Here is a 24,760-nt window from a genome sequence, read left to right as displayed (position 1 = left end):
TCAGGTTCCCTTCGCCGGGACGAGCTGCAGGTACAGCGCGGTAAGGATGGTGTTGACGAAGAACAGCAGCAGGAACGTGATCACCACCGACTGGTTGACGACGTCGCCGACCCCCTTCGGCCCGCCCTTCGGGTTGAGCCCCCGGTAGGAGGCCACCACGCCGGCGAGGAAACCGAAGATGAACGCCTTGATCGTGCTGACCGCCAGGTCGGGCAGCTGGGCCAGCGCGTTGAAGCTGGCCAGATACGCGCCAGGGGTCCCGCCCTGCACCACGACGTTGAAGAAGTAGCCGCCGAGCACGCCGACGACGCTGACCAAACCGTTGAGCAGCACCGAAACCCCGATGGCGGCCTGGACCCTCGGCACGATGAGGCGGTGGATCGGCGAGACGCCGAGCACCTCCATCGCGTCGATCTCCTCGCGGATGGTGCGGGCGCCGAGATCGGCGCAGATCGCGCTGCCGCCCGCGCCGGAGATGATCAGCGTCGTCACGATCGGGCTCGCCTGCTGCACGACGGCGAGCACGCTGGCCGCGCCGTTGAACTGCTGGGCGCCGATCTGGCTGGTCAGCGAGCCGAGCTGGAGCGAAAGGACCGCGCCGAACGGGATCGAGACCAGGATCGCCGGCGTGATCGAGACGCTGGCGATGAACCAGAACTGCTGGATGAACTCGCGGATCTGCACCGGGCGCCGGAACATCGCGAGGATGACGTCGAGGCCCATCGCGCACATCCGGCCGAATTCGCGGAGCGCGTTCGCGGCCTTTTCCGGTGCGCGGGCGAGCAGGGTGCCTGGGCTCGTCATCTCAGCTCCCGCATCCGCTGGGAGGAGCGCCGGAGCCGATACAGCGCAGCTTGAGGTTCGTCACCAGGGTGTTGCCGGGCCCCGCGACGAGGCCGGTGAGCAACGGGCTGAGGTCCTCACGGACGCCACAGCCCGCGAACGGCGGTGTCGCGAAGGTCGTGGTGACCTTGACCGGTGGCGGGTTGTTCGCCTGCAACGGCAGGAGCGACCTGATCGTCACGGACGCGGGCTGCGCGGTACGGCAATTCGGGCCGACGTCGAGGACCCTGCCGTCCACCTTGACATTCGACAGCTTGCCGGTGATCGGCGCCCGGCCGGACGAACCGAGAATCGCGCCGTCGAACCGGCCCTGCGGAAAGACGATGTCGGAACCCAGCTTCGCGACGTGGCTCGTGGTCGGCTGCTGCTCGTCCCCCACGGAGAAGCCGACCTGCATACGGAACTCGGTAGGGGCGGGCGTCTGCTGCGCCGCGGGCGCCGGGCCGGGCGCGGGATCGGCGGAGGACGCGGAAGCCAGCGACAGCGTGATCAGCCCCAGCACCGCCGGGAACAGGAAAGCGCGCGAAACGCGCCCTATCAACGCTGACATTCGGGCTTCCTCACTTCGAATTCCCCGGCCGATCGGCCACTGGACAGCACGGTACTGGCGGGCCAGCACGGAAACAAGGAATACCGAAACTTCGCCGAAGAAAGGGTTTTTCTTGTTATCCGACTGACTGTTCGGGAGTACTCCCCTCTCGTGCTGGATCACAACTTTTGGCTGCTTCCGACGCCGGAAAGGCCGCCACGAGTGCGCCGGGAGCACACGCGGCGGCCTTCGGCGTTCCCGAACTGCCGCGGGAGACTCACTTCTACGTCGGCCTGCCACCGGCAGCCGAGTCCGCGGGACCGGCGACGTCCACCTCGAACGTGATCGGACCGGCCGTCTTCCCCGCCACCGCGTCGTCGTCGGGCAGGCCGGTGCCGATCTTCACCACGAGGGTCTGCGCACCGATCAACGGGAACGCGCAGGTGCACTTCAGCGTCAGCGACTCCGCGTGACCCGGCGCCGCCACGACGATGCCCAGGGCTGCCGCGACCACGACCGCGAGCGCGTGGAAGGGTCTTTTCGACTTCGGCGAGAACTTCACATCGGTCACTCCCGGAAAACAAAGTACCTCCGGTACCACACCCCGGCAATCGCCCCCGGAGCTTTTGTCACGCCGGTCAGTGCCCCGTGCGGCGAAACTGTCATCCGGAACCCGTCGCGGTTCTTGTGACGCGCATACGGAGATCGCGCCCCGGAATTGTCACGCGGGTCGCCAGTACGTGGGAATTCATTGCGGACACACCGAACCGCTGGGTACTTTCGGCCGAACCGAACCAGGGAGCGGCGATGGAGCAGGCTGCCATCGAGGTGACCGGCCTCGCCAAGAAGTACGGGGAAGTGACCGCCCTCGCCGACGTCAGCCTGCGGGTCGGGCGCGGCACCGTGCTCGCCGTCCTCGGCCACAACGGCGCCGGGAAGACCACGCTCGTCGACATCCTCAGCACCCGGACCCGGCCCAGCGGGGGCAGCGCGCGAGTGTGCGGTTTCGACGTCGTGCGCGCCGGGCGGCAGGTGCGGAAACGGATCGGGGTCACCGGCCAGTTCGCCGCGGTGGACGACGCCCTGTCCGGCCGGGGCAACCTCGAACTCGTCGCCCGGCTGCTGGGTGCGAACCCACGTCAGGCCCGCGCCCGCTCCGCCGAACTGCTCGCCGCGTTCGGTCTGGAGGACGCGGCGAACCGCCCGGCGAAGACGTACTCCGGCGGGATGCGGCGCCGTCTCGATCTCGCGGCCGGCCTCGTCGGCGACCCGGAAGTCCTCTTCCTGGACGAGCCGACCACCGGGCTCGACCCACTCAGCCGCGCCGGGCTGTGGAGCACCGTCGAGCGGCTCGCCGCGCGGGGCACCACCGTCGTGCTCACCACGCAGTACCTCGAGGAAGCCGACCGGCTCGCCGATCACGTCGTCGTCCTGGGCCTGGGCCACGTCACGATTTCCGGGCGGCCGGCGCAGCTGAAGGCCCGCCTCGGCGAGCGGACCGCGACCCTGACCTTCGGCACCGACCTCGCGGCCCGCCGCGCGCTGGCCGCGGTGAGCAAACTGGGCCTGCGCTGCACCAGTGCCGCGTCCGGCCTGGTGCTCGGCGTCGCGCTGTCCGGCCCGGCCGACGTGCCGGTGCTCGTCCGCGCCCTCGACGCGGCCGGTGCGCCGCTGCGGGATCTCACCGTCGCCGAGCCGACACTGGACGACGTCTACCTTTCCCTGCACCAGAATCCGGCGGTACCGTCATGACCGAGGCACGGCACCGGGCCACCTCGCGTCTCGTGCTGACGAATCCCGCGGCCTGGCCGGACAGCGGTTTCGGCACCCAGGTCCGGGTGCTCGCCGCCCGATCGCTGCGGACCGCGTTCGGCGACCGGCGGCTGGTGTTCTTCGGGCTCCTGCAGCCGATCGTGCTACTTTTGTTGTTCAGCCAGGTTTTCAGCGGAGTCAGCACGCTCCCCGGCGTCGCGGCCTACCAGGGCTACGTGAACTTCCTCGTCCCGGCCACCCTGGTGAACATCGCGATGACCACGGCGATGAGCTCGGGCGCCGGCCTGCTCGCGGAGATCTACAGTGGTTTCACCGGACGGCTGCGCTGTCTGCCCATCAGCCTTTCGGCCGTGCTGGTCGCCCGCACCATCGCCGATTCCGCTCGGCTCGGCGTCCAGCTGCTGGTGACCGTCGTCGCGAGCGTGGCCCTGCTCGGTTTCCGGCCGACCGGCGGGATACTCGGCGTCACCGCGGCGCTGGTGCTGACCCTGGTCGTCGGCTGGTGCCTGAGCTGGGTGTTCGTCGCGATCACGACCTGGCTGCGCAAGGCGGAGACGCTGCAGATGGCGTCCTTTGTGGTCATGTTCCCGCTGATGTTCTCCTCCAGCGCCTACATGCCGCTCGACACGATGCCCGGCTGGCTGCGCGTGATCTCCGCGGTCAACCCGCTCACCTACGCCATCGACGCGACGCGGGCGCTCGCACTGGGCAGGCCTTCGGGCTGGTCGATCCCGATCGCGCTGGGTATCGGGGCGGTCGCGGCGGTGGCGGGCGGCTGGGTCGCGGCGCGCACGTTCCGCTCGTCACGCGGTGCGATCCTGCCTTAGCGTCAGGGCTCCCCATGCGTCACGAGATGCGGCTTCCCGAAGCCGGAGCCTGCCGATGATCGAACGTTAGTATCCACAAAGGACAGAAATCGAAGCGAAGAAGCAGCCTCGATGTCCCGACACTCACCGTGTCCATCTTGGGCGAGATGGACACGGGATAGCTAGATCCCTTATATAACAAGGAAAATTGCGCCGTGCAGGTTCACCCGATCGATAGCACACATGTTCGATCAGGCGGCGTATCGTGGAGGTATGTCAGTCGACAGCAACACCTCCGCAACGCCCACCGAGTGGTGGCGCGTCGATGTCGACTGCCTGCTGACACGCCTTCTGGAGTCCGAGTCGGTACAGCGTCGGGAGGCTGCCGTGCAGGGTGAGGTGATGGCCGAGCTGGAACGGCGCGGGATTCGCGATACCACCGGGTACGGGAGTCTGGTGCGGCTGTTGCAGGAGACGCTGAACATCCCGTACGGCGAGGCGAAAGCCCGCGCGACGCGGGCACTGGCGTTGAACAGCACCCACGATCTCACCACCGGCGAGCAGCCACCTACGGCACCCGTGACCGCGCAGGCCGCCGCCGAGGGCGCGATCGGCGCCGCCCAGATCGACGAAATCCTCCGCGTCCTCGACAAACTCCCCAAGGCGGTGCCGGTGGATCAGCGGGAGCAGGCGGAGAAGATCCTCGCCGAACTCGCCCGCGCCGCCGGACCCCGGGAGATCCGTGCCGCCGGACGGCGTTTGTTGAGTCAGCTTGATCCGGACGGTCGGGAGCCGAAGACCCGGGAGCCGAAACCATTCCAGCCTGAGTTCTCGATCGCTCCACATCGGGATGGCGGGCACCAGATCAAGGCCCGGGTGGACGACGAGACCTCCGCACGCCTGCAAGCCATGCTGGACCCACTCGCCAAACCCCGCCCCGCCACCGAAGAAGAAGGCCGCGACACCCGAACCCAATGGGAACGGCGCGGCTGCGCCTTCTCCGAGTTGGTGCGGATGTGGGCCGAACACCCCGACCTCCCCACGCAGGCCGGGGAAGCCACCCACATCGTCGTGACGGTCGGGCTCAAGGAACTGCGGACCGGGATCGGACAGGCCACCCTCGATTTGCTCGGTGAGATCACCGCATCCGAAGCACGACGATTGGCCTGCGACGCCAAGGTCATCCCGATGGTGCTGGGTTCGCACGGCGAACCCCTCGACGTCGGCCGGGCCCAGAGGCTGGCCACTCCAGCCATTCGCCGAGCACTCATCCGTCGCGATGGCGGCTGCGCCTTTCCCGGCTGCGATGCGCCTGCTTACCGTTGTACGGCGCATCATGTGGTGTTTTGGGCACACCACGGCGAGACCAAAGTGGACAATCTAGTGCTCCTATGTTCGGTGCACCACAAGGTAATCCACCACTCCCCATGGGAAGTCCGCATCACCACCGACGGACTCCCCGAGTTCATCCCGCCCACATGGCTGGACGCCACCCGCACACCCCGACGCAACACCATCCACCTCAGAACCTGAGCCTCCAGAGGGATTCCCCGTAACGGGCGACTTTGGTGCTGCGAAGGGGCCCTTCAGTGCGTTGGATGCCATGAAGGGCCCCTTCAGGGCCTGCGAGGTGTCTCACCACGTGTGACCTGTGAGGTGAGAGTTACCTGCTGTGGCTGTTGAGACAGGAGAGCCATGCGTGCGGACGACCTGCCGTGGAACGTGGGGGATTTTGCTCGCCTCACGTACGAGCGAAGTCACCCTCGTGAGCATATGCGACCGGTGGATCCAGGTTGGCCGTCGCGAACGCGTCGTTCACGGCACACAGCCGCGCTCAGCACGCCGCAATGGGCCCTCCACTACATGCTTATGTCCTTTATGGATGCCGCTGCCATGGAGGGGCGCTTCGTGTAGCGGCGACACTTGCCGCGAACGCTCCGCTCAGGACGATCAACGTCCCCAGCGTCGTTCGCGACAAGCACGGGGCACCGAGAGACGCCCACCGAACGTGACCGCCTGCCCCGCAGTAGTGCCCCCGGTAACCGTCAGTGGAACTCGTTGGCACTCTCGTGGTAGTCGACCGGAAAGCCGTCCGCGGTCAGGAAATCGTGCAACCGCGCGGCCAGGTCGTCCTTGGCCGCACCGGCCTCGAGCCAGGTGGTGACGGCGACCTCCCAGTCACCGTGAACCGAACGCCACGGCTTCAGCGTCCACGTCAGCGCGATGTGGCCGCGAGCGCCGTAGACGGCGCCGACCTTCAGGTCCCGATCGGCGTTGACCCACCGCTGTTCCCCTTGCCAGCCGCGAAAGTCCAGTTCGTCGACGAACCGGGCCAGGCCTCGTCCCGTCACGAAGTTGGTCACGCTCTCCAACCGGGCGTCCAGCCCCGGCGCCTGCGCCCGGACGACGAAGAACATGCGACGGTCCAGCGGATGCGCCGCGGCATGGCGTTCCCCGAAGGACACCGACACCGCCGGGTCTTGCTCGCAGCGGACCACGACCTCGGCGTCGTCGAGACAGGCCAGTTCTGTCTCGGGCCGAAGCCACTCGTGCGGGCATTTCGTGGTCATCCCCTGAATCTACTGTGCGGCGTGCCCGATCACCGTCGCGAGCCCGAGATCGATGGCCCCGACGGCGGCCCGGCTTTCCGGCCCGAGACCGTGCCGTTCGGCCAGCCAGGCGGCTTCGGTGTAGGTCAGCCACACCCGGCCGTCGGCATCCTCCCAGGCCAGCGCCTTCGCCGGGAGGTCGATGCCCGCGGTCTGCCGGTCGGCCATCAGCGGCGTCCCGCCCCTCGGGTGCCCGAAGATCAGCAATTCGGTCGGGCGCAGGGAAAGTCCGGCCTGCGCGGCGTTGCCCGCGTGGTCGATCCTGGCGAACACCATGAGCCCGGCGGCGATGACGGCCTCGGCGAGCCGGTCGATCGTCTCGCGGACCGAGCGTTCGCACGCGACGGTGACCAGACCGGCGTCGCCCATGGCTACCTCCTCGGCACAACACACTCCAGCTGGTCGGCAGCGGCCGTGACGCCCCCGGCGGCGGCGAACGAGGCCCGGATCGCGGCGGCTCCCGCCGGATAGCGGGGTTCGGACAGCACAGCCGCGACCGCCTTCCGGATGTCCGGTGCCTTCGCGCGGTCGAAGCGTAGCCGCACGCCCGCCCCGGCGGCCACCACTTGGTGTGCCAGCATCGACTGGTCGTCCCGGATCGGCGCGACCACCAGCGGGACACCCGAGCAGAGGGTCTCGCACACCGTGTTGTGGCCACCGTGACACACCACCGCCGAGGCCTGCCGCACGACCTCGGCCTGCGGAATCCGGGTGGCCAGCAGCACCCCGTCGCTGATCAGGTCCCCGGACGGGTCGACGACAAGGCCCTGCACGTCCGGCATCCCGGCCAGCGCGTCGACGCATTCGGCCAGGAACCGGCGGCCGACCTCGGCGTTGGCGGTGCCGAGGGTGACCACGACGAGCGGGCGGCCGTCGAGCGCGTGCCACGGGAAATCCACCGCGGGCGCCGGTGCCGGCGCCGGGCCGACGAACCGCACCGGTCCGAGCGCGGCCGGTCCGGCGAGCGCACAGGTGGTGAAGGCGAGCACGAGATCCGGCGAAAACCGCAGGTCACCAGCGATGACGCCATGCCGGGCACGGAGGCCGTCCTGCAGATCGTCGATCCACGCGGCGATCTTGGGCAGCGCGCGCAGCGGGTCCACGAGTTCGGTGGACGTCGACGCCGACGTCACCCACGGCAGCCCGCACCGGCTCGCCACCAGCGCGCCCGCGAACGCCTGCTGATCGGTGACGACGACGTCCGGGCCGAAGTCCACCACCGCTTCGGCGACCCCGGGCACCATGGCGTCGGCGAGCGGGATCAAGTACTGCTCCCACAGGAACTTCAGCGCCGCGAAGCCCCGCAATCCCTCGGGACGCCGTTCCACCGCGAACCGCTCCGCGTCGCCGGCGGCGAACACCCTGGCCGCCCCGGTCAGCTCCGAGGTCGCGGGTTCCGGGCCGCACCAGGCGACCTCGTGGCCACGGACCGCCAGCTCGCCGGCCACCGCGCGCAGCGGCGCCACATGCCCGGTGAGCGGCGGGACGACCAGCAGGAACCGGCTCATCCCCCGCCCCCGCCGTGCCGGTCGATCCACTTGAGCAGCAGTTCGCGCACCTCCCGGTGCTGTTCGACCAGCACGGAGTGCCCCTGCCCCTCGAACACGTGCAGCTCGCCGCGTGGCAGCAGCGAGGTCAGCGCTTCCAGGTCGTCGGACTGGTAGCCGTGACTGCCCAAAATGGACAGTACGGGGCAGTCGATCGCGGCCACCTGCTCGGCCGTCAGCAGCGGGCCGAGCGGGACCTCCTCGGCCATCGTGGTCGACATGATCCGCTCCGCCGCCATCCGCGCGAGCCGCCGGTGGTGGGCGCTGTAGTTCGCCTCGATCCAGGCGAAGCTCTCCTCGACCTGCAGGAACCGCACGGTGTGTTCGAGGATCTGGGTCATCTTGTCCGCCCACAACGCGGTCGCGGGCTCCGACTCGATGCACACGATGCTGCGCACCCGCTCCGGGCTCGTGACCGCGTAGCTGTAGGCGAGCGTGCCGCCGAAGCTGTTGCCGACCAGGTGCACCGGCCGGTCGGGCGCGACCTGGCGCAGCAGGTCGTCCAGATCGGCCACGAAGTCGGCGATGGTGTACCCGCGTTCGGGACGCTCCGTCTTGCCGTGCCCGCGCAGGTCGTAGCTGATCACGTCGATGCCGGCGGCGGCGATCGGCGGCGCCAGCGTGAGGTAGAAACTCGCCAGGCTGTCGGTGCCCATCCCGTGCAGGAACACCACGGTCTCGGTGCCCCCGGCGGGCACGAGCTGCACGTTCGTCCGCAGCCCGTTGACGGTCATCGTCGGCATCGGGTCACCCTCGCCCGGCGAGCCGGGCGGCGACGTAGTCCGCGATGTCGCCGACCCGCAGCCCGATCACGTCGTCGAGATCCTTCTCCGCCAGGAACTCCGCGAGGTTGACGTCCTCGCCGTAGTACTCGGCGAGGATGCTCGCGAAGGTCACCAGATCGATGCTCTCCAGCTGCAGATCCTCGTGGAAGGTGGTCTCCGGCGTGATCTCGATGCCCAGTACCTCGGCGTCGCCGACCAGCTCGCCCAGCAACTCGGCGACGGTGGCGAAGACGGAAGCCGGCAACTGCTGTTCGATCGTCATGTCGTGCTCCTGTTTGTCCCACAACGGTTCCAGGCCACGACGTGACCCGGTATCCCGGCCGACTCCATACCGGCCCCGATCTCCTCCGCCAGCCCGCTCGTGTCCGCCTCCGCACGGACGGCGATGCGGGGCCGCACCGGGTCGCCGCGGTCGCGGACGAGAGCGACCGCGAGATCGCCGGTCTGCGCGACCGCGACGGCGAGGTCCGGCAGTTTTCTGCCGTACAGCCCCGAAACACCGGTCGCGTCGGGGTGCACGCGGATTTCCGCCGGGTACACCGCGTCCACCCCGTCGGCGGCGAGCCACGCGCGAACGGCGTCCTTGATCGCGACGCGCTCCAGCAGCCAACCCCGTTGCCGCCGGGGCTGGCACGCCACGTACTCGGCTCGTTCGGCGGCGCCGAGGTACACCCCCGCGTAGATGTCGCGTGCCGCGACGCTCGGCCAGCGGTCGGTGACCAGCGTCCAGGAACCCTCGTGCTCCTCGGAAAGCCGGTGCCGGTCGGGGAAGGCGTAGACGCGGTGCGCGGCGCGGTCGCAGGGGAAGCGGATGTCGCGCCACTGCTCGATCCTCGCGAGGACCGTCCCGTCGCGGACGAGTTCGGCGTCCATCTCCAGCACGTCCGGCCGCGGCAGGCGGACGCGCACCAGGCAGCCCACCCGCGTACCCGGCCCGGGTTCGGGGCCGTACCAGGTGATCCGGCCCATCGACGTGGGGAACGCGAGCAGCCCGTCGGGCCGGGTGCTCATCAGCCAGCAGCCGAGCAGCTGGCCGACGTTGTCCAGCAGCGCACCAGGGGCGGGCGGCACGACGAGCTCGCCACGGATGTGCTGCTCGCCGATCCCGCTCAGCCGCACCAGCCCCTGGTACGCCGGGCCGTGGAACATCTCCCGCCGGGTGTAGACCTCGGCCGCGGTCAGCGGGGGCGCGGTTTCCGGTCCGGGGACGGGAAAAGGCGCCGGGGACGACGGATACCGCTGTCCCAGGTGGACGTTCAGCGTGGCGTACGGCCCGATCTCGACGTGCACCCGATCGCCCTCGCGCGTCATCGAGAGCGGGACCCGCTGGGCGGGGGCGGCGATCAGCCAGCGCGAGAACGCCGCGTTGTCCACTCCGGTCGCGACCGCCCCCTGCCATGTCCGTTCCGCCGCCCGGCAGGCGAGGTCGACCAGCGTCGTCGCGGGGACGACCGGCCGGAAGTCCGCCTCGTCCGGCCAGTCCTCGCGCTGCCGGAAGAACCGGTGGTCGGCCAGATACGGCATTGTGGCGAGCGAAACGTCCACAGTGGACGCGGCGCGCTCGGGCTCCCGCCTGGCCGCGGCGCTGACGACGCTGGCCGCGGTCCGCCGGGTCTCGGCGAGCAACGCGGTGAACTCGGCGACGATCGCGTCCGGAATGCCGTCCGGAATCTCCGGCAGCGCCTCGCCGCCTTCCAGCAACCCCTTGGCTTCCTCGGCGACGGAAAGCAGCGCACCGCCGGTGTCGAGCCGGATCCGCCTGGGCTCCAGCGCGGCGAACCGCGGCTGCCCGCCCTCGACCCACACCGCGGTCGCGACGCGGCGCAGCTGCCCGAGCCCGGATCGGGTACCGGACGCCGCCGGGACGACCAGATGCGGCCGCTCCGCCAGCGTGTCCGCCACGAACGAACCGACCTGCCCTGCCCCGGCCTGCACGAACACGCGGACACCGTCGTCATACAGCGCGTCGACCAGCTCACGGAACCGGACCTTGCGCACCAGGTGCGCCAGGTACAGCTCCCGGACCTCGACCGCCGACGCCGGGTACGGCCGGGCCGTCGTCGCCGACCACACCGGGATCCGCGGCGCGCTCAGCTCCAGTTCCGCCACGAGCCGGGTGAACGGGCCGAGCCGCGAACGCAGCAGTGGAGTATGAAAGCCGGAGCGGAACGGCAGTGTCCTCGCGACGATTCCGCGTCCGGCGCACAGCCGGGCGAGCCGGGACGCGGCCGCGGGGTCCCCGCACACGATGGTCTGGCGAGGCGCGTTCTCATGCGAGACCATCAGTTCGGGTTCGTCGGCGAGCAGCTCGGCCGCGCGCTCCGCCGAACAGCCCAGTACCAGGAAGTCCGCTTCCGGCAAGGTGAAACCCTGTGGCCAGTACTGGGCCAGCAGGTCCGATGTGGACTGTGCGGGGTACATGCCGGCGGCCTGCATCGCCGTCCATTCGCCGACGCTGTGCCCGGCCAGCGCGTCCGGGGTGATGGCGAGCCGCCGCAACGCGGCGTCGAGCAACAGCCCGACCTGGGACACGCTCGACGCGCGGTCGAGCACGCTCGCCGTCGACCACTCCGGACGCTCCAGCCCGAAGTGCCGGGCGACGTCGGCGCAGTGCGGTTCCGCGTCGGCTTCGAGTCCCGGGTAGACGAACGCCGTCTTCGCCCCGGGCCGGCGCAGCAGCGGGTCGACCGAGCACCAGATGTCGTTGGGACCGTGCCAGGGCTTCCCCTCGGCGGCGACCTTCGCCAGCACCCGGCGGGCCACCGCGAGCCGCTTCTCGTCCGGCCCGACGATGCCGATCCGGCAGGGCTCCGACCCGTCCACATCGGACTGATCAGGGCGATCGAGCAGCTCCCGCAAGGCGTCCGGAGTGGACGCCGCGAGGCGGAGCACCCGCTCGGGTTCACCACTGACCCGCGCGCGGCGGCGCCGCGCCGGAGCCGGATCTCCCTCCTCCAGCACGACGTGCGCGTTGACGCCGCCGAAGCCGAACGCGTTGACCGCCGCCCGGCGCGGCACGTCACCGCCGTCCCACGGCTGGGCCTCGGACAAGGCGCGGAACCGGGTCTTTTCCAGCAGTGGATGGGGATCCGCGCAGTGCAGCGTGGGCGGCAGCATCGCGTGGTGCAGCGCGAGCGCCACCTTGACCAGGCCCGCGACGCCCGCGGTGGGCAGGGTGTGCCCGATCATCGACTTGACCGAGCCGATCACCCCGCGCGGCCCGGCGGGCGGGCCGAACACCTCGGCGACCGTGGCCAGCTCGGCCGCGTCCCCGGCAGGCGTCGCGGTCCCGTGCGCCTCCAGCAGTCCGAGCGCGCCCGGCGCCGCCGGATCGAGCCCGGCCGACGCCCACGCGCGGCGCAGCGCCAGCGTCTGACCGGTGACGGCGGGGCTGAGCAGGCTCGCGCCTTTGCCGTCGCTCGACGTCCCCGAACCGCGTACCACCGCGTACACCCGGTCGCCGTCACGCCGCGCGTCATCGAGCCGCTTGAGCACCACGACCGCGGTGCCCTCGCCGATCAGGAGGCCGTCGGCGGTACGGGAAAGCGGGCTGATCCGCTGGCTCGGCGACAGCGCGCCGAGCTGAGTGAACATCGACCACAACGTGTCGTCGTGGCAGTGGTGCACCCCGCCCGCCAGCACCACGTCACAGCGGCGCCGCGCGAGTTCCCCGATCGCCTGGTCCACCGCCACCAGCGAAGACGCGCAGGCGGCGTCCACTGTATACGCCGGGCCGCCGAGGTCGAGCCGGTTCGCCACCCGGGAAGCCGCCAGATTCGGCACCAGCCCGATCGCCGTGTCGGGCCGGAACTCGCCGAGCGGTTCGAGCAGGGCGGTCCGCAACCGGTCGAGCACCTCCGGCCGCGCCGAGGGCAGCAGCTCGCCGACGGTGTGGGTGATCTGCCGGACCGACCGCACCCGCTGCTCGAAACGCAGCAGCCCCGGCGAAAGGTAGCCGCCACGGCCGAGGATCACCCCGACCCGTTCGGGATCACCGAGCTTCGCCAGGCCACCGGCGTCGTCGACGGCGGCGACCGCCACCGCCAGCGCGGTCAGCTGGTCCGGTTCCATCCCGCCGATCGAGCTCGGCACGATGCCGAACGCCGCCGGATCGAAGTCGAGGGTGTCCGCGACGAATCCGCCGCGCCGCCCGTAGGTGCGGTCGGGTGTGCTGCCGTCGGCGTGGAAGCTCGGATCCCGCCGGTGCGCCGGGATCTCGGTGACCGCGTCGGTGCCGGAGGTGATGTTGTGCCAGTACTCGTCCACAGTGGACGCGCCGGGCAGGAACACGCCCATCCCGACGATCGCCACGGCCTCCTGGCGTCCCACAGTGCTCACCACAGTGACGCCGTGTACAGCACCGAGCGGGCGTCAGGCGAGCCGTAGGCCAGTTCCCGCAACAGCGCCGCCGTGCCCTCGGCCGGGTCGATCAGGGCGACCTCCCGGCGCTCGTATTCGCGCGCGAGTTCGGGCGACACCATGCCGCCGTGATCATCGGCGGGGGCCCAGGGTCCCCAGTGGACGGTCAGCGCCCGGCCGCCGGTGCGGTTCGCCCAGTGCTCGCCGAGGGTTTCGAGCGCGTCGTTCGCCGCCGAGTAGTCGGTCTGTCCCCGGTTGCCGAGCACCGCGGCGATACTGCCGAAGAAGGTGACGAACCCGGGCCGCACGCCGGACTGCTCCAGCGCGTCGAGCAGTGCTCTCGCACCGTCCACTTTGGTCCCGTAAACCGTGCGGAAGGACTGCTCGTCCTTGTCCGCCATGAGCTTGTCGTCGATCACCCCGGCCGCGTGGACGACGCCGTCGATGCGGCCGAAACGGGTGTGCAGATCCTTCACCACCTGCCGGACGGCGGCGCCGTCGCGCACGTCCAGTGTGCGATAGGTCCCGCTGCCTCCGGCGGCCTGGATCTCGTCCAGCGTCCTGGCGATCTCCCGCTGAGCGAGCACCGTCCGGACGCGACGCTCGATCTCGGCGACGGAACCACCCCGCGTGGCGAGCGCGGCACGCACGGCCTGCGTGTCACCGGGCAGTTCCTCGTCCTCGGGCTCGGCGGGCCACGGCGTGCGCCCGGCCAGTTCGATCCGGCAGCCGCTCGTCGCCAGCGCGACCGCCGCCCGCGCGGTGATCCCGCGCGCGCCCCCGATCAGCAGCACCACGGAGTCCGCGCCGAGTCCCAGCGCCCGGGTCTCACCGCCGTCGGGGCCCGCGCCCGCATAAGCGATCGAGCCGAGGTCGGCAGCCGTGGGTTCGATCGTCGCGCGACCCTCGGCGTCGTACCGGACCACCGCGGGACCGTCGGCAAGCGCCTCCTCCAGCGCCACCTTCCCGACGTCCACAGTGGACTCCAGCTCGACCAGCCTTGTCCTGGCGTCCCGCTCCCGCGCGGCGGCGCGGACCAGCCCCCGCAGTCCGGCGCAGTGGTCGGCCCCGGCCGCCGCCACCACGACCACCGCACCGCGCGTGGCCTTGAGCAGGCCGAACACCTGTGGGGCGATCGGCTCCTCGGCGTCGGCGAGCGGGTTCAGCACCACCACGACGTCCGCCTCGGCCGGTTCCCCCGGCACCGCGCCCGCTCCGGCGAACGCCGACCGGACGGACTCCACGAGGTCCTCCTGCCCGGGTTCACCGACGACCGCGACGGTCCTGCCCCGTACGCGTGCGGTGTCGAAGGTCCCCAGCGGCGCCGGGATCCGGGTGAGCACGTACCGGCCGGGCGCCTTCCCGATGGGTGCCTCGGCAGGCGGAGGCGCGGCCACGGCCGGCTGCTGATCCGGGGTCACCCATTTCTCCAGCCGGGTGGCCAGCGCGGCGGCGGTGCGATCCCGGCTGAGCTGGTCCTGGCTGTCGTCGTGGACCCGCCCGGACAGGCCGAGCTTCGCCAGCAGCGTGCCCGCGATCTCGGTACGCTTGATCGAGTCGATCGACAAATCGGCTTCCAGGTCCAGATCACCGTCGATCATCTCGGCCGGGTAGCCGGTGCGTTCGCTGATCACGCCGATCACCGTCGCGAGGACGTCGACCTCCTCGGCGACGGCCACCGGTTCGGGCTCGGGAGCCGCCACCGGGACAGGTGCGGCGATCTCGATCGGGGGCGGCAGCACCACCGGTGCGGCAGGCACGGCCGGTGCGGCCGCCGCGCCGAGGTAGCCCAGCATCACCTCGCGCTGGGCCGCGACGAGTTCGCGGGTGGTGCGGAGAAATTCGACGACGGCCTGGTCACGGCCGGGCGCGGGCTGGTTCATGGTCGTCCTCGGGATTCGTCGGGCGGGCACGAGCCCGTGGGCGGGGACCTCGCCACCGGGCGCGCGGACCAGCTGGCCGTCCACCGTCCAGCCGGGAGCGGGCGGCGGGCCGAGCCGGACCCTGCCGCGGAAAAGCCGTTCGGTGCGCACCTCGGCTCCGGCGACGGCGAGCCGCGCGAGCGCGGTCAGGAAGCCCCGCAGGCCGGGGCCGCCGGGATCACAGGCGATCACGGTGTGCGGCCGATCGCCGAGGATCTCCCCTGCCAGCCGGGAAAGAACCCGGCCGGGCCCTGCCTCGACGAAGGTCCGCGCACCCGCCGCGTACATGTCCTCGATCAGGTCCACGAACCGCACCGGCGCGCCGATCTGCGCGGCCAGCTCGGTACGCACCGCATCCGGCGCGTACGGCCGCGCGGTGCGGTTCGACCAGACCGGCAGGCCCGGTTCCGCGATCTCCGCGGCGTCGAGGTCGACGGCGAACACCGCGCCGGCCCCGGCCACCACCGGGCTGTGGAACGCGCACGCGACGGGGATCCGCTTCGCCGCGACGCCCTTTTCGCGCAGCCGCCGGATGGCGCGCTCCACCGCGGGAGCCGGTCCGGAAAGGACGGTCTGCCCGGGCGCGTTGTGATTGGCCAGTACGACATCGGGGCCGATCAGCGTGGCCGTGAGATCGTCACGGGACGCCTTGACCGCGGCCATCGCGCCGGGGTCGGCCCCGGCCACGCCGGCGATCGACCGCGCCCTGGCCCGGCTGAGCGCTACCAGCGTCGCGGTGTCGAAGGCGCCGGCGACCGAAAGCGCGGCCAGTTCGCCGTAACTGTGCCCCGCCAGCAGATCCGGCCGGACCCCGAGGTCGGCGAGCAGACGGCAGACCGCCGATTCGACCAGGCCCAGCGCGGGCTGCGCCACCTGGGTGTCCTTGAGCGATTCCTCGTGCGCCGCCTGGGTTTCCTCGTCGAACGCACGCGGCGGGAACGTCTTCGCCGCGACGTCGGGGGCGAGCCGCAGCACCTCGGCCAGCTCCGGGAAGTGCACGAACAGCTCGGCCAGCATCCCGGTCCGCTGGCTGCCCTGGCCAGGGAACAGGAACGCGACCTTGCCGAGTTCGCCGCCCTCGGCAGTGATCCCGCCGCGCCCCTCTGCGGCGTCCCGCAGTTCGGCGAGATCGCCCGCGACGACGGCGAGCCGCACCGGATCCGTGCTCGCGCCGGCGCGTTCCGAAGCGAGCGCCGCCAGCTCCCGCAACGGACGGCCCTCACCGGCCGCCAGCAGCTCGCGCAGTGTCCCGCGTGCACTGTCCACATCGGACCCACGGACCAGGAACAGCTCGGCCGCCCAGTCCCGCGGCCCGTGCCGCCGGTCCGGCCGCACCCCGGGAGCGCCCAGTACCGCGTGGAAGTTGGTCCCACCGAACCCGAACGCGCTCACTCCGGCGAACCGACGTTCGCGCGGCACTGGCGTCGGCCGGGCTGCGGTGGAGAACGTGAAGGGACTGCGGCGCGCGTCCCAGGCGGGGTTCGGCCTGCTCAGGTGCAGCGTGGGCGGCACAACCTCGTGCCACAGCGCCAGCGCCGCCTTGATCAGCCCGGCCAGTCCCGCGGCACATTTCGTGTGCCCGATCTGGCTTTTCACCGAGCCGAGCGCGCAGCTGCCCGGCGCGGCACCGGCGTCGGCGAAGAACTCGGTCAACGTGGTCAGCTCGGTGGCGTCGCCGACGACCGTGCCGGTGCCGTGCGCCTCCACCATCGCAATGTCCACCGGGGACACCGCCGCGTCGCGATAGGCCCGTTCCAGCGCGCGACGCTGCCCGTCCGGGCGCGGCGCGGTCAGCCCGAGCGCCTTGCCGTCGCTCGCCGCGCCGACCCCCTTGACCACGGCGTAGACGCGGTCACCGTCGCGCTCGGCGTCGGCCCGCCGCTTGAGCACGAGACACGCGGCCCCTTCGCCGAGTGCGATCCCGTCCGCCGCCGCGTCGAACGGGCGGCAGCGCCCGGTCGGCGACAACGCGCCCGCGGAGGTGAACATGAGGTAGTCGTTGATGCCGTTGTGCAGGTCGACCGCGCCGCACAGCACCATCGCGCTGGTGCCCGCCCGCAGCTCCTTCACCGCGAGGTCCAGCGCCGCCAGCGAAGAACCGCACGCCGCGTCGACGGTGTAGTTCGCGCCGCCGAGGTCGAGCCGGTTGGCGATCCGGCCGGAGATGACGTTGGCAAGCGTGCCGGGGAAGGAATCCTCGGTCAGCTCGGGCAGTTGGGCGAGCAGCTCTTCGGGGACGTCCTCCAGGTAGCTCGGCAGCAGCGCCCGCAGCACGCCGGCGTTCGCCAGGTCTCCCCCGGCCTCCGCGCCGAAGATGACGCTGGTGTGCTCGCGGTCGAAACCGCCTTCGCCGTAACCCGCGTCGACGAGCGCGCGTCGCGCCATCTCCAGCGAAACCAACTGAGCAGGGTCGATGCTGCCCATCGACGTCGGCGGGATGCCGTAGGCGAGTGGATCGAAATCCAGCGGCGGCAGGAAGCCACCCCACTTCGACGTGGACCGATCGGCGGAGTTCTGTCCGAAGTAGACACTCTGGTCCCACCGCTGTCGCGGGACTTCGGTGACGGCGTCGGCGCCACGCAGGATGTTCGACCAGAACGCGGGGAGATCCGGCGCGCCGGGGAACGCGCAGGCCATGCCGACGATCGCGATGTCACCGTCCACAACGGACTCGTCGGAACCCGTGCCAGGCGAAAGCGCCGCCTTGGCACGGAGCAGCTCCGCCGCGCCTTCGGTGACCTCGCGGTGCAACGCCGCGATCCCGGTACGTTCCCCACGCAGCACCGCGACCTGACCCGCCATGTACATCCCCTCGGCGAGCTGAGCCTGCTCGCCGACCGCGACGAGATCCGCGCCCTCGCGGCGGATTCCCTTGCTCGCGATCCGGAGCCGCCCGGTGTTCAGCTCCTCCAGCCGCTGCCAGCTCTCCTGCGGCGCGACCCCTTCGGCACGCAGCCTGGCCTTCACCGCCGCGAACTCCCCGGTGTACGGGCTGGGCAGGCAGCGGGTGAGATGGCCCGGCGCGGTCTCCAGCGTGACCGTGGTTCCGGCGCCGAGCACGCGGTCCTGGAACAGTCCCGTGATGGCGCCGTGGGTCACCGCCTCTTCGGTGAACAGGTACGCGGTGCCCATCAGCACCCCGATCCCGGCACCCCGCGCGGCCGGCGGCTCCGCCATCGCGGCGACCATCGCCGCCGAACGCGCGTCGTGCACACCGCCCGCGAACAGCAGCTCGACGTCCTTGATATCGGCGCCGCCGTGCTCGCGCAGGACGTCGAGCTGCTGTTCCCACAGCACGAAACTCGACCGGGGGCCGATGTGCCCACCGCATTCGGCGCCTTCGAACACGAAGCGGCGGATCCCGGCGTCGAGGAACTGCCGCAGGAGGATCGGCGAGGGCACGTGCAGGAAGGTCGCGATCCCGTCGGCCTCCAAGGCCTTGGCCTGCGCGGGTTTCCCGCCCGCGATCAGCACGCATCGCGGGCGCGCGGCCCGCACCACGGCGAGCTGTTCGGCACGCAGTGCCTCCGGGACGAACCCGAGGATGCCCGCGCCCCACGGCCGGTCGCCGAGCCGGGCGGCGGTCCGCCTCAGCAGTTCGGCGGTCTTGGCCCCGTCGGCGGTGGCCACCGCGACGAACGGGAACCCGCCGTGCTCGGCGACGGCCGCGGCGAAACCGGGCTGGTCGCTCACCCGGGTCATCGGGCCCTGCACGACCGGCAACGCGGTGCCCAGCGTGCGGCACAACCGGGCACCCTGGTCCGCCGGATCCGCCGGCGGCGCGGCGAGTGACCGCACCACCGAGCGGACAGCGCTTTCGGCGTCCTGGAACCGGTTCGCGAACAGTGCCGCGAGGCCGTCGTCGGCGCGGGACAGCCGGTTCCGTTCCGCGTGCGGGACGTCCGCCTCGGGGAACAGGCCCAGCCCGTCCAGCACGACGCCCGCCGCTCCCCCGGCGACCGCGGCCACCGCCGTCCGCGGCCCGATGCCGCCGTACGCCCAGACCGGGACGTCACCGCCGAACCGCTCCAGCAGCCGTTGCAGCAGCACGAACGTCGTCAGTTCCGAACCACCCGCCTCGCTGCCGCGGGCGACGAGGCCGGAGGCACCGGCGTCGAGCACGCGGACGGCCTGCTCGACGCCGGTCACCTCGGCCAGCACGGGTGCGCCACCGCCTGGCCAAGGCGTGCCCTCGGCGAGCAGGACGAGCCCCGCGCCACTGTCCCGCACCACCTCGGGCCGTACCGGGCAGCCCGCACCGAGCCGCACCCCGAAGGGAAAACCGGCGTCCACAATGGACTCCCAGGCGGTCCCGCCCGCACCGAGGTCGACGACACCCAGTCCGCCACCGCGCGCGACGGCGGCCGCCAGCCCGGGATCGGGCCGCCCGAGCGGGTGCACGCCGAGTACCCGCGTCCGCGCCGTCGCGTGGCTCATCGGTGGACCTCCTGTTCACCTCCCGCCGGGGGCGGACCTCGAGGATTCGACGATCTTCACCGGGGGTTCCAAGAAATAACCTACTTGCCGTAGGGAGTGCAATACTGCCGCAGGAAAACTCGGGAAACAAGTGAATCCATGCTAAAGTCGCGGCGCCGCCGACGAATACATCGCCTACCCGAAACAAGTCGCTGACCAGCACTTTTATCATGCACCTCCCAGCTTTCCGCGACAATTTACTCACCGGCGTCACAAACCGCAGGAATAGTCACCGACGTACGACAAAAATGGCACTGGAGCGCACGTGGAAGTAACAGGACGAGTCATCGTGCTGACCGGCGCGGCACACGGGATCGGCGCGGCCATGGCGCGGCGGTTCGCCGCGGACGGCGCGGCCGGGGTGGTCGTCTCCGATCTCGACCTCGCCGCGGCCGAGGACGTCGCGGCGGGCATCGTCGCGGCGGGCGGCACGGCGATCGCCCGGCACGCCGACGCGACGTCCAAACAGGACTTGAAGCGGCTGGTGGCCGACGCGCGCGCCGAGTTCGGCCCGGTCGACCTGTTCTGTTCCAACGCGGGCGCCGCGTTCGGCACCGGGGTGCACGCCGCCGACGAGCAGTGGGCGCGGTCGTGGGCGATCAACGTCATGCAGCACGTGCACGCGGCGCAGGTCGCGCTGCCCGCGATGCTCGGCAGGGGCGAGGGGTACCTGCTGATCACCGCCTCCGGCGCCGGACTGCTCGGCACCCCGGGCGACGCGCCGTACTCGGTGACCAAGCACGCCGCCGTCGGGCTCGCCGAATGGCTGGCCATCACCTACCGGCCACGCGGCGTGCGGGTCAGCGCGCTGTGCCCGCTCGGGGTGCGCACCGCGCTGCTCGAACCGGGTATCGCCGCCGGGCATCCCGCCGCGCTCGCGATCGCCGCGGCGGCGCCCCTGCTGGAGCCGGAAGACGTCGCCGCCTCGGTCGTGCGCGGCCTGGCGGCGGAGGAGTTCCTGATCCTGCCCCACGAATCGGTGCGGGACACCTACGCGCGCAAGGCGCAGGCGCCGGACGAGTGGATCGACCGCACCGTCGAGGCCACAGTCGAGGCCCTCGGGAAGAAGGGCTGAGCATGGAGTACCGCAGGCTCGGTGCGAGCGGGCTGTCCGTCAGCGAGATCTCGTACGGCAACTGGCTTACCCATTCCGGCGGCGCGGACCGCGTCGCCGCCGCGCTGGACGCGGGCATCACGACGTTCCACACGGCGGCGGCCTGGGGCGGCGGCGCGGCGGAGGAGGCACTCGGCACGGCGCTCGCCGGTGCCCGGCGCGACGATCTCGTGCTGTGCACCGGCGTCTTCTGGCCGGAGGGCTCCGGCCCCAACGACGCCGGTCTGAGCCGCAAGCACCTGGTCACCTCGCTGCACGGCTCGCTGCGACGGCTGGGCACCGACCACATCGACGTCTACCAGCTGCTGCGGTTCGACTACCGGACCCCGCTGGAGGAAACCTTCCTCGCGCTGTCGGATCTGGTGCGGCAGGGGAAGATCCTGTACGTCGGCACTGCGGAATGGACGGCCGACCAGCTGCTGCAGGCGAGCACCCTCGCGCGGCGGTTCGACGTCCCGCTGATCGCCAACCAGCCGCACTATTCGATGCTGTGGCGGGTCGCCGAGGCGCAGGTGATGCCGGTGTGCGCCCGCGAGGGCATCGGCCAGTTCGCCTCGGTCGCACTGGCGCAGGGGGTACTGACCGGCAAGTACCGGCCGGGACACATCCCGCCGGGATCACGCGCGGCGGTGCCGGGCGACGCACGGAAAGCCGTGTCGCCCCTGCTGATGCCGGATCTGCTCGAACGCGTCGCCCTGCTGCGCGGGGTCGCCGACGAGGCAGGGCTGACCATGGCACAGCTCGCGCTGGCCTGGACACTCCAGCACTACACCGTCGCGTCGGTGGTCGCCGGCGCGAGCAGTCCGGACCAGGTCACCGAAAACGCCAAGGCGTCCGGGGTCTCCCTCGACCTCGACGTGCTGACGCAGGTCGACCAGCTGCTCGGCAGCTTCGTGCAGACCGACCCGCGGCTCACCTGGTCCCCGCCCGCGAACATGTGAGATCGCTACGGCGCCGCGTGCTCCCGGATCGCCCGTGCCTCCTCCTCGGTCGACACCGCGGGCGGCGAGCCCGGAAGCGGCCTGCGCGCGGACTCCTTGGTGAAGAAGCACGCGACGGCACCGATGATCCCGGCGATGATGAGGTAGTAGCCCGGCCAGTTCAGATCGCCGGTGACCGCGATGAGCGAGGCCGTCACCACCGCCGTCGTCCCGCCGAAGAGCGACACCGAGATGTTGAACGCGATGGACAGACCGCCGTAGCGAACCTCGGTCGGGAACAACGCGGGCAGCGTCGAGGGCATGGTGCTGTTGAAGCACACCAGCATCAGGCCCATCAGCGCCAGTCCGCCGAAGACCGGGCCGACCCCGCCCGCGCGCATGAGCAGCACCGAGGGCACCGCCAGGACCACCATGAACGCGCAGCCGGCGAAGATCACCGGCCGCCTGCCGATGCGGTCGGACAGCCGCCCGACGAAGGTGATGAACACCATCATCAGCAGCAGTACGACGATCTGCAGCACCTGCGACGTGGTCTCGCTGATCCCGCCGTGGTCCGGCAGCCCGGCCAGGTACGTCGGCATGTACGAGGTGAGCATGTAGTTGGTGACGTTGAAGACCAGCACGAGCCCGCCGCACACCACCATGGGCCGCCAGTAGGTGACGAAGAGCGTGCGGATCTCGCGCAGCGTCTGCTTGCCCTCCCGGCCCTGCGACTCGTGGGCGAGCGCCTTGAACGCCGGGGTCTCCTCCAGCTTGAGCCGCAGGTAGAGACCGATCAGGCCGAGCGGGCCGGAGATCAGGAACGGGATCCGCCAGCCCCAGCTGAGCAGATCGTCCTCCGGCAGCACGGTGGTCACCACGGTCGCGATGGTGGCGCCGAAGGCATAGCCGGTCAGCGTGCCGAACTCCAGCCAGCTGCCGAGGAAGCCGCGCCGCTTGTCCGGGGCGTACTCGGCGATGAACGTCATCGCGCCGCCGTACTCGCCTCCGGTGGAGAAGCCCTGGAGCAGCCGCGCGGCCAGCATCAGCATCGGCGCCGCGGCGCCGATCGCGCCGTAGCTGGGGATGAAGGCGATCACGAACGTGCCGACGGCCATCAGGATGACCGTGATCGAGAGCACCTTGGTCCGGCCGATCCGGTCACCGAGCGGGCCGAAGAACATCCCGCCGAACGGCCGGACGAGGAACGCGACCGCGAACAGCCCCAGTGTCCCGATTGTCCCGATGGTCTCGTTGGCGCCGGTGAAGAAGACCTTCCGGATGGTCACTTCGAGGTACGCGAACACCCCGAAGTCGAACCATTCGGTCACGTTGCCGATGGCCGCCGCGCCGATGGCCCGCCGGATCACCCCCGGCTCGGTCACCGTGACCCTGCCCGCCTCGGCGGGCCGCTCACCTGCGACTTCGTCCGGTTTTCCCACGGACCACTCTCCCGTCTCCCATGCGGCAGGCAACGCTGCGCCTGCCGCCGATCGCGGCCTCACCTACCCGTGAAACCCCCGCGGTCTCCTTCCACGCCAGGAAACCGTTTTACCTGACGCGGCTCGTCACCGCTGACTGAGGAGGGAGGCGGCGTCCACTGTGTGCCCGAGGAGTAGCGCCGTGGTGACCGGCCCGACACCGCCGGGCACCGGAGTGAGCGCGCCGGCCACTTCGGACACCTCTGGAGCGACATCGCCCGCGAGGCCACCGTCCTCGGTCGGGTTGGTGCCGACGTCGATCACGACGGTGCCGGGAGCGACGTGCCTGGCGGTGACCATCCCGGCCCGGCCCACCGCCACGACCAGCACATCCGCCTGGCGGGTCATACCCGGCAGGTCGGCCGTGCGGGAATGACAGACGCTGACGGTGGCATCGCGCGCGAGCAGCAGCTGGGCCGCGGGCACACCGACCACAGTGGACCGTCCGATCACGACGGCGTGCCGTCCGGCCAGCGGGACGCCGTGGTGGTCGAGCAGCGCCATGACCGCCTCCGCGGTGGCCGGCGCGAACGCGGGGAGCCGCGCCGCGAGCCTGCCGAGGCTCGCCGGATTGGCGCCGTCGACATCCTTCGCCGGGTCGATCGTGCCCGCGAGGTCAGCCGCCGTTGCCCCTTCGGGCAGCGGTGTCTGGAGGATGATGCCGTGCACCGTGTCGTCGGCGCTCAGCGTTTCGAGCGTGCGCCGGATCTCCTCGGCCGTGGTGTCCGCGCCGAGGTCGACGACGTCGCACTCGATCCCGGACTTCGCTGCGGCCTTCGCGATCGAACGGACGTACCAGAGGCTGGAGCCGTCGTCGGTGGCCACCACCACGGCGAGCTTCGGCGGTGTCCCGGCGGCGGTCAGCGTGTCCGCGGTCTCCTTGGCCCTGGCCCGTAGCGACGCGGCGAGTTCCTTGCCGGACAACGAAATCGCGGTCACGAGGTCAGCCCCGCCCGCACCTCGGCGGTGACCTTGTCCGCCCGTTCGCAGATCCCGTCGACGCCGTCCTTGGTGGCGACCAGCTCGGCACGGGCCTGCTCGTCGCGGATGCCGCCGAGGTTGACCTCGATGTTGACCCGCGCGGTGGTGGCCCCGGCCCGTGCCGCCTCGGCGGCCGCCGCGATGTCGGTGACCACGTTGCGGTTGCCGACCGGCAGCAGCCGCTCGGCCAGCGTCACCACCGCCGCGGCCGCGCCGACGACCTCGGCCGGTGGCCGGCACGCGCCGAGCAGCGCGTCCGCGATGGCGTGCGACCTGGCCTTCTTCTCGTCGTCGGTCCCCTTCGGCAGCGCGTACGCCGCGGTGACCGCGGTGAACGCCGACGCGTCCTTTTCGGCCAGTCGCAACGCCCGCTGCCGCAGCTCGTCGGACTCGGCGACGACGGCGTCGATCACCTCACGGTCCCCGGCGTACTTCGGGCCGTCGCTGTACCGCGCGACCATGCCGACCAGCGCGGCGGCCTGCGCGACGTGCAGCGCCGCCGTCGCGCCCCCGCCGGGGGCCAGGGTTCCGGCAAAGTCTTTTGGGGTTGGTTGCAGGGCGGGCACGGCTCTTGTTGATCATGTGAGTGTCTAGGTCCCATGATCGTGTGAGAGA

At 71.2% G+C, this 24,760-nt stretch carries 18 protein-coding genes; 5 read left to right on the top strand and 13 right to left on the bottom strand.

The genetic code is table 11. The annotated features are described in order from the left end of the window. The 3 genes from ACFW0G_RS39075 to ACFW0G_RS39065 all read right to left on the bottom strand — a co-directional run bounded on the left by ACFW0G_RS39075 (position 1) and on the right by ACFW0G_RS39065 (position 1,943). Entirely contained in the window at positions 1 to 804 is an 804-nt protein-coding gene (locus ACFW0G_RS39075; protein WP_378330561.1) for an MlaE family ABC transporter permease, read from the bottom strand. A gap of 1 nt (position 805) precedes the next feature. Then, on the bottom strand, positions 806 to 1,393 hold the full coding sequence (locus ACFW0G_RS39070; protein WP_378330560.1) for a hypothetical protein: 588 nt from the start codon (positions 1,391 to 1,393) through the stop codon (positions 806 to 808). Positions 1,394 to 1,655: 262 nt separating this feature from the next. After that, complete coding sequence (locus ACFW0G_RS39065) at positions 1,656 to 1,943, bottom strand: hypothetical protein (protein WP_378330559.1); 288 nt, start codon at positions 1,941 to 1,943, stop codon at positions 1,656 to 1,658. Between the two features lie 236 nt (positions 1,944 to 2,179). On the opposite strand from ACFW0G_RS39065, the gene ACFW0G_RS39060 reads away from it, so the two are divergent. The 3 genes from ACFW0G_RS39060 (at position 2,180) to ACFW0G_RS39050 (ending at position 5,484) form a co-directional block, all read left to right on the top strand. After that, positions 2,180 to 3,124, top strand: a complete 945-nt coding sequence (locus tag ACFW0G_RS39060) for an ATP-binding cassette domain-containing protein (protein ID WP_378330558.1) — start codon at positions 2,180 to 2,182, stop codon at positions 3,122 to 3,124. Continuing rightward, complete coding sequence (locus tag ACFW0G_RS39055; protein WP_378330557.1) at positions 3,121 to 3,972, top strand: ABC transporter permease; 852 nt, start codon at positions 3,121 to 3,123, stop codon at positions 3,970 to 3,972. Before ACFW0G_RS39060 ends, ACFW0G_RS39055 begins: the two co-directional genes overlap by 4 nt. Positions 3,973 to 4,194: 222 nt before the next feature. Next, positions 4,195 to 5,484, top strand: coding sequence for a DUF222 domain-containing protein (locus ACFW0G_RS39050; protein ID WP_378330556.1), 1,290 nt, complete (start codon positions 4,195 to 4,197; stop codon positions 5,482 to 5,484). 512 nt (positions 5,485 to 5,996) lie between these two features. Here ACFW0G_RS39050 and ACFW0G_RS39045 read toward each other — a convergent pair. The 7 genes from ACFW0G_RS39045 to ACFW0G_RS39015 are packed head-to-tail and all read right to left on the bottom strand — an operon-like array spanning position 5,997 to position 19,610. Next, positions 5,997 to 6,521, bottom strand: a complete 525-nt coding sequence (locus ACFW0G_RS39045; RefSeq protein WP_378330555.1) for a DUF6228 family protein — start codon at positions 6,519 to 6,521, stop codon at positions 5,997 to 5,999. A 9-nt stretch (positions 6,522 to 6,530) separates the two neighbouring features. Beyond that, a complete protein-coding gene (locus tag ACFW0G_RS39040; RefSeq protein ID WP_378330554.1) occupies positions 6,531 to 6,929 on the bottom strand; it encodes a DUF302 domain-containing protein in 399 nt (132 codons plus the stop codon). 2 nt (positions 6,930 to 6,931) lie between these two features. Further along, the gene (locus ACFW0G_RS39035) at positions 6,932 to 8,068 is read right to left on the bottom strand and encodes a glycosyltransferase (RefSeq protein WP_378330553.1); all 1,137 of its coding nucleotides are present in this window, start codon (positions 8,066 to 8,068) and stop codon (positions 6,932 to 6,934) included. Beyond that, complete coding sequence (locus ACFW0G_RS39030; RefSeq protein WP_378330551.1) at positions 8,065 to 8,850, bottom strand: alpha/beta fold hydrolase; 786 nt, start codon at positions 8,848 to 8,850, stop codon at positions 8,065 to 8,067. Before ACFW0G_RS39030 ends, ACFW0G_RS39035 begins: the two co-directional genes overlap by 4 nt. A 4-nt stretch (positions 8,851 to 8,854) precedes the next feature. Beyond that, complete coding sequence (locus ACFW0G_RS39025; protein ID WP_378330550.1) at positions 8,855 to 9,154, bottom strand: acyl carrier protein; 300 nt, start codon at positions 9,152 to 9,154, stop codon at positions 8,855 to 8,857. Continuing rightward, a complete protein-coding gene (locus ACFW0G_RS39020) occupies positions 9,151 to 13,221 on the bottom strand; it encodes a beta-ketoacyl synthase N-terminal-like domain-containing protein (protein WP_378330580.1) in 4,071 nt (1,356 codons plus the stop codon). The genes ACFW0G_RS39025 and ACFW0G_RS39020 overlap by 4 nt, the downstream gene beginning before the upstream one ends. Positions 13,222 to 13,226: 5 nt before the next feature. Beyond that, entirely contained in the window at positions 13,227 to 19,610 is a 6,384-nt protein-coding gene (locus tag ACFW0G_RS39015) for an SDR family NAD(P)-dependent oxidoreductase (RefSeq protein WP_378330549.1), read from the bottom strand. 304 nt (positions 19,611 to 19,914) lie between these two features. Here ACFW0G_RS39015 and ACFW0G_RS39010 point away from each other — a divergent pair, with 304 nt between their 5' ends. Then, positions 19,915 to 20,724, top strand: a complete 810-nt coding sequence (locus ACFW0G_RS39010; RefSeq protein ID WP_378330548.1) for an SDR family oxidoreductase — start codon at positions 19,915 to 19,917, stop codon at positions 20,722 to 20,724. A gap of 2 nt (positions 20,725 to 20,726) precedes the next feature. Further along, on the top strand, positions 20,727 to 21,704 hold the full coding sequence (locus tag ACFW0G_RS39005; protein WP_378330547.1) for an aldo/keto reductase: 978 nt from the start codon (positions 20,727 to 20,729) through the stop codon (positions 21,702 to 21,704). Between the two features lie 5 nt (positions 21,705 to 21,709). Here ACFW0G_RS39005 and ACFW0G_RS39000 read toward each other — a convergent pair whose 3' ends face one another. The 3 genes from ACFW0G_RS39000 to ACFW0G_RS38990 all read right to left on the bottom strand — a co-directional run bounded on the left by ACFW0G_RS39000 (position 21,710) and on the right by ACFW0G_RS38990 (position 24,711). Further along, a complete protein-coding gene (locus ACFW0G_RS39000; RefSeq protein ID WP_378330546.1) occupies positions 21,710 to 23,125 on the bottom strand; it encodes an MFS transporter in 1,416 nt (471 codons plus the stop codon). 126 nt (positions 23,126 to 23,251) lie between these two features. Then, a complete protein-coding gene (locus ACFW0G_RS38995; protein ID WP_378330545.1) occupies positions 23,252 to 24,103 on the bottom strand; it encodes a bifunctional 5,10-methylenetetrahydrofolate dehydrogenase/5,10-methenyltetrahydrofolate cyclohydrolase in 852 nt (283 codons plus the stop codon). Then, positions 24,100 to 24,711 (bottom strand): cyclodeaminase/cyclohydrolase family protein, encoded by a 612-nt coding sequence (locus ACFW0G_RS38990; RefSeq protein WP_378330544.1) that lies wholly within the window; start codon positions 24,709 to 24,711, stop codon positions 24,100 to 24,102. Before ACFW0G_RS38990 ends, ACFW0G_RS38995 begins: the two co-directional genes overlap by 4 nt. Between the last annotated feature and the right edge of the window lie 49 nt (positions 24,712 to 24,760).

This window comes from Amycolatopsis sp. NPDC058986 (assembly GCF_042741125.1).
In the GTDB taxonomy this organism is placed as follows: Bacteria; Actinomycetota; Actinomycetes; order Mycobacteriales; family Pseudonocardiaceae; genus Amycolatopsis.
Note: the sequence above shows the minus strand (reverse complement) of the source record. Positions and strands in the feature narration are given on the sequence as shown.

What these genes read in the sequence shown, in the direction of transcription:
- ACFW0G_RS39075 (WP_378330561.1), bottom strand. Translation starts at nt 804, where the DNA reads ATGACGAGCCCAGGCACCCTGCTCGCCCGCGCACCGGAAAAGGCCGCG.
- ACFW0G_RS39070 (WP_378330560.1), bottom strand. Translation starts at nt 1,393, where the DNA reads ATGTCAGCGTTGATAGGGCGCGTTTCGCGCGCTTTCCTGTTCCCGGCG.
- ACFW0G_RS39060 (WP_378330558.1), top strand. Translation starts at nt 2,180, where the DNA reads ATGGAGCAGGCTGCCATCGAGGTGACCGGCCTCGCCAAGAAGTACGGG.
- ACFW0G_RS39055 (WP_378330557.1), top strand. Translation starts at nt 3,121, where the DNA reads ATGACCGAGGCACGGCACCGGGCCACCTCGCGTCTCGTGCTGACGAAT.
- ACFW0G_RS39050 (WP_378330556.1), top strand. Translation starts at nt 4,195, where the DNA reads ATGTTCGATCAGGCGGCGTATCGTGGAGGTATGTCAGTCGACAGCAAC.
- ACFW0G_RS39045 (WP_378330555.1), bottom strand. Translation starts at nt 6,521, where the DNA reads ATGACCACGAAATGCCCGCACGAGTGGCTTCGGCCCGAGACAGAACTG.
- ACFW0G_RS39040 (WP_378330554.1), bottom strand. Translation starts at nt 6,929, where the DNA reads ATGGGCGACGCCGGTCTGGTCACCGTCGCGTGCGAACGCTCGGTCCGC.
- ACFW0G_RS39035 (WP_378330553.1), bottom strand. Translation starts at nt 8,068, where the DNA reads ATGAGCCGGTTCCTGCTGGTCGTCCCGCCGCTCACCGGGCATGTGGCG.
- ACFW0G_RS39030 (WP_378330551.1), bottom strand. Translation starts at nt 8,850, where the DNA reads ATGCCGACGATGACCGTCAACGGGCTGCGGACGAACGTGCAGCTCGTG.
- ACFW0G_RS39025 (WP_378330550.1), bottom strand. Translation starts at nt 9,154, where the DNA reads ATGACGATCGAACAGCAGTTGCCGGCTTCCGTCTTCGCCACCGTCGCC.
- ACFW0G_RS39015 (WP_378330549.1), bottom strand. Translation starts at nt 19,610, where the DNA reads ATGAGCCACGCGACGGCGCGGACGCGGGTACTCGGCGTGCACCCGCTC.
- ACFW0G_RS39005 (WP_378330547.1), top strand. Translation starts at nt 20,727, where the DNA reads ATGGAGTACCGCAGGCTCGGTGCGAGCGGGCTGTCCGTCAGCGAGATC.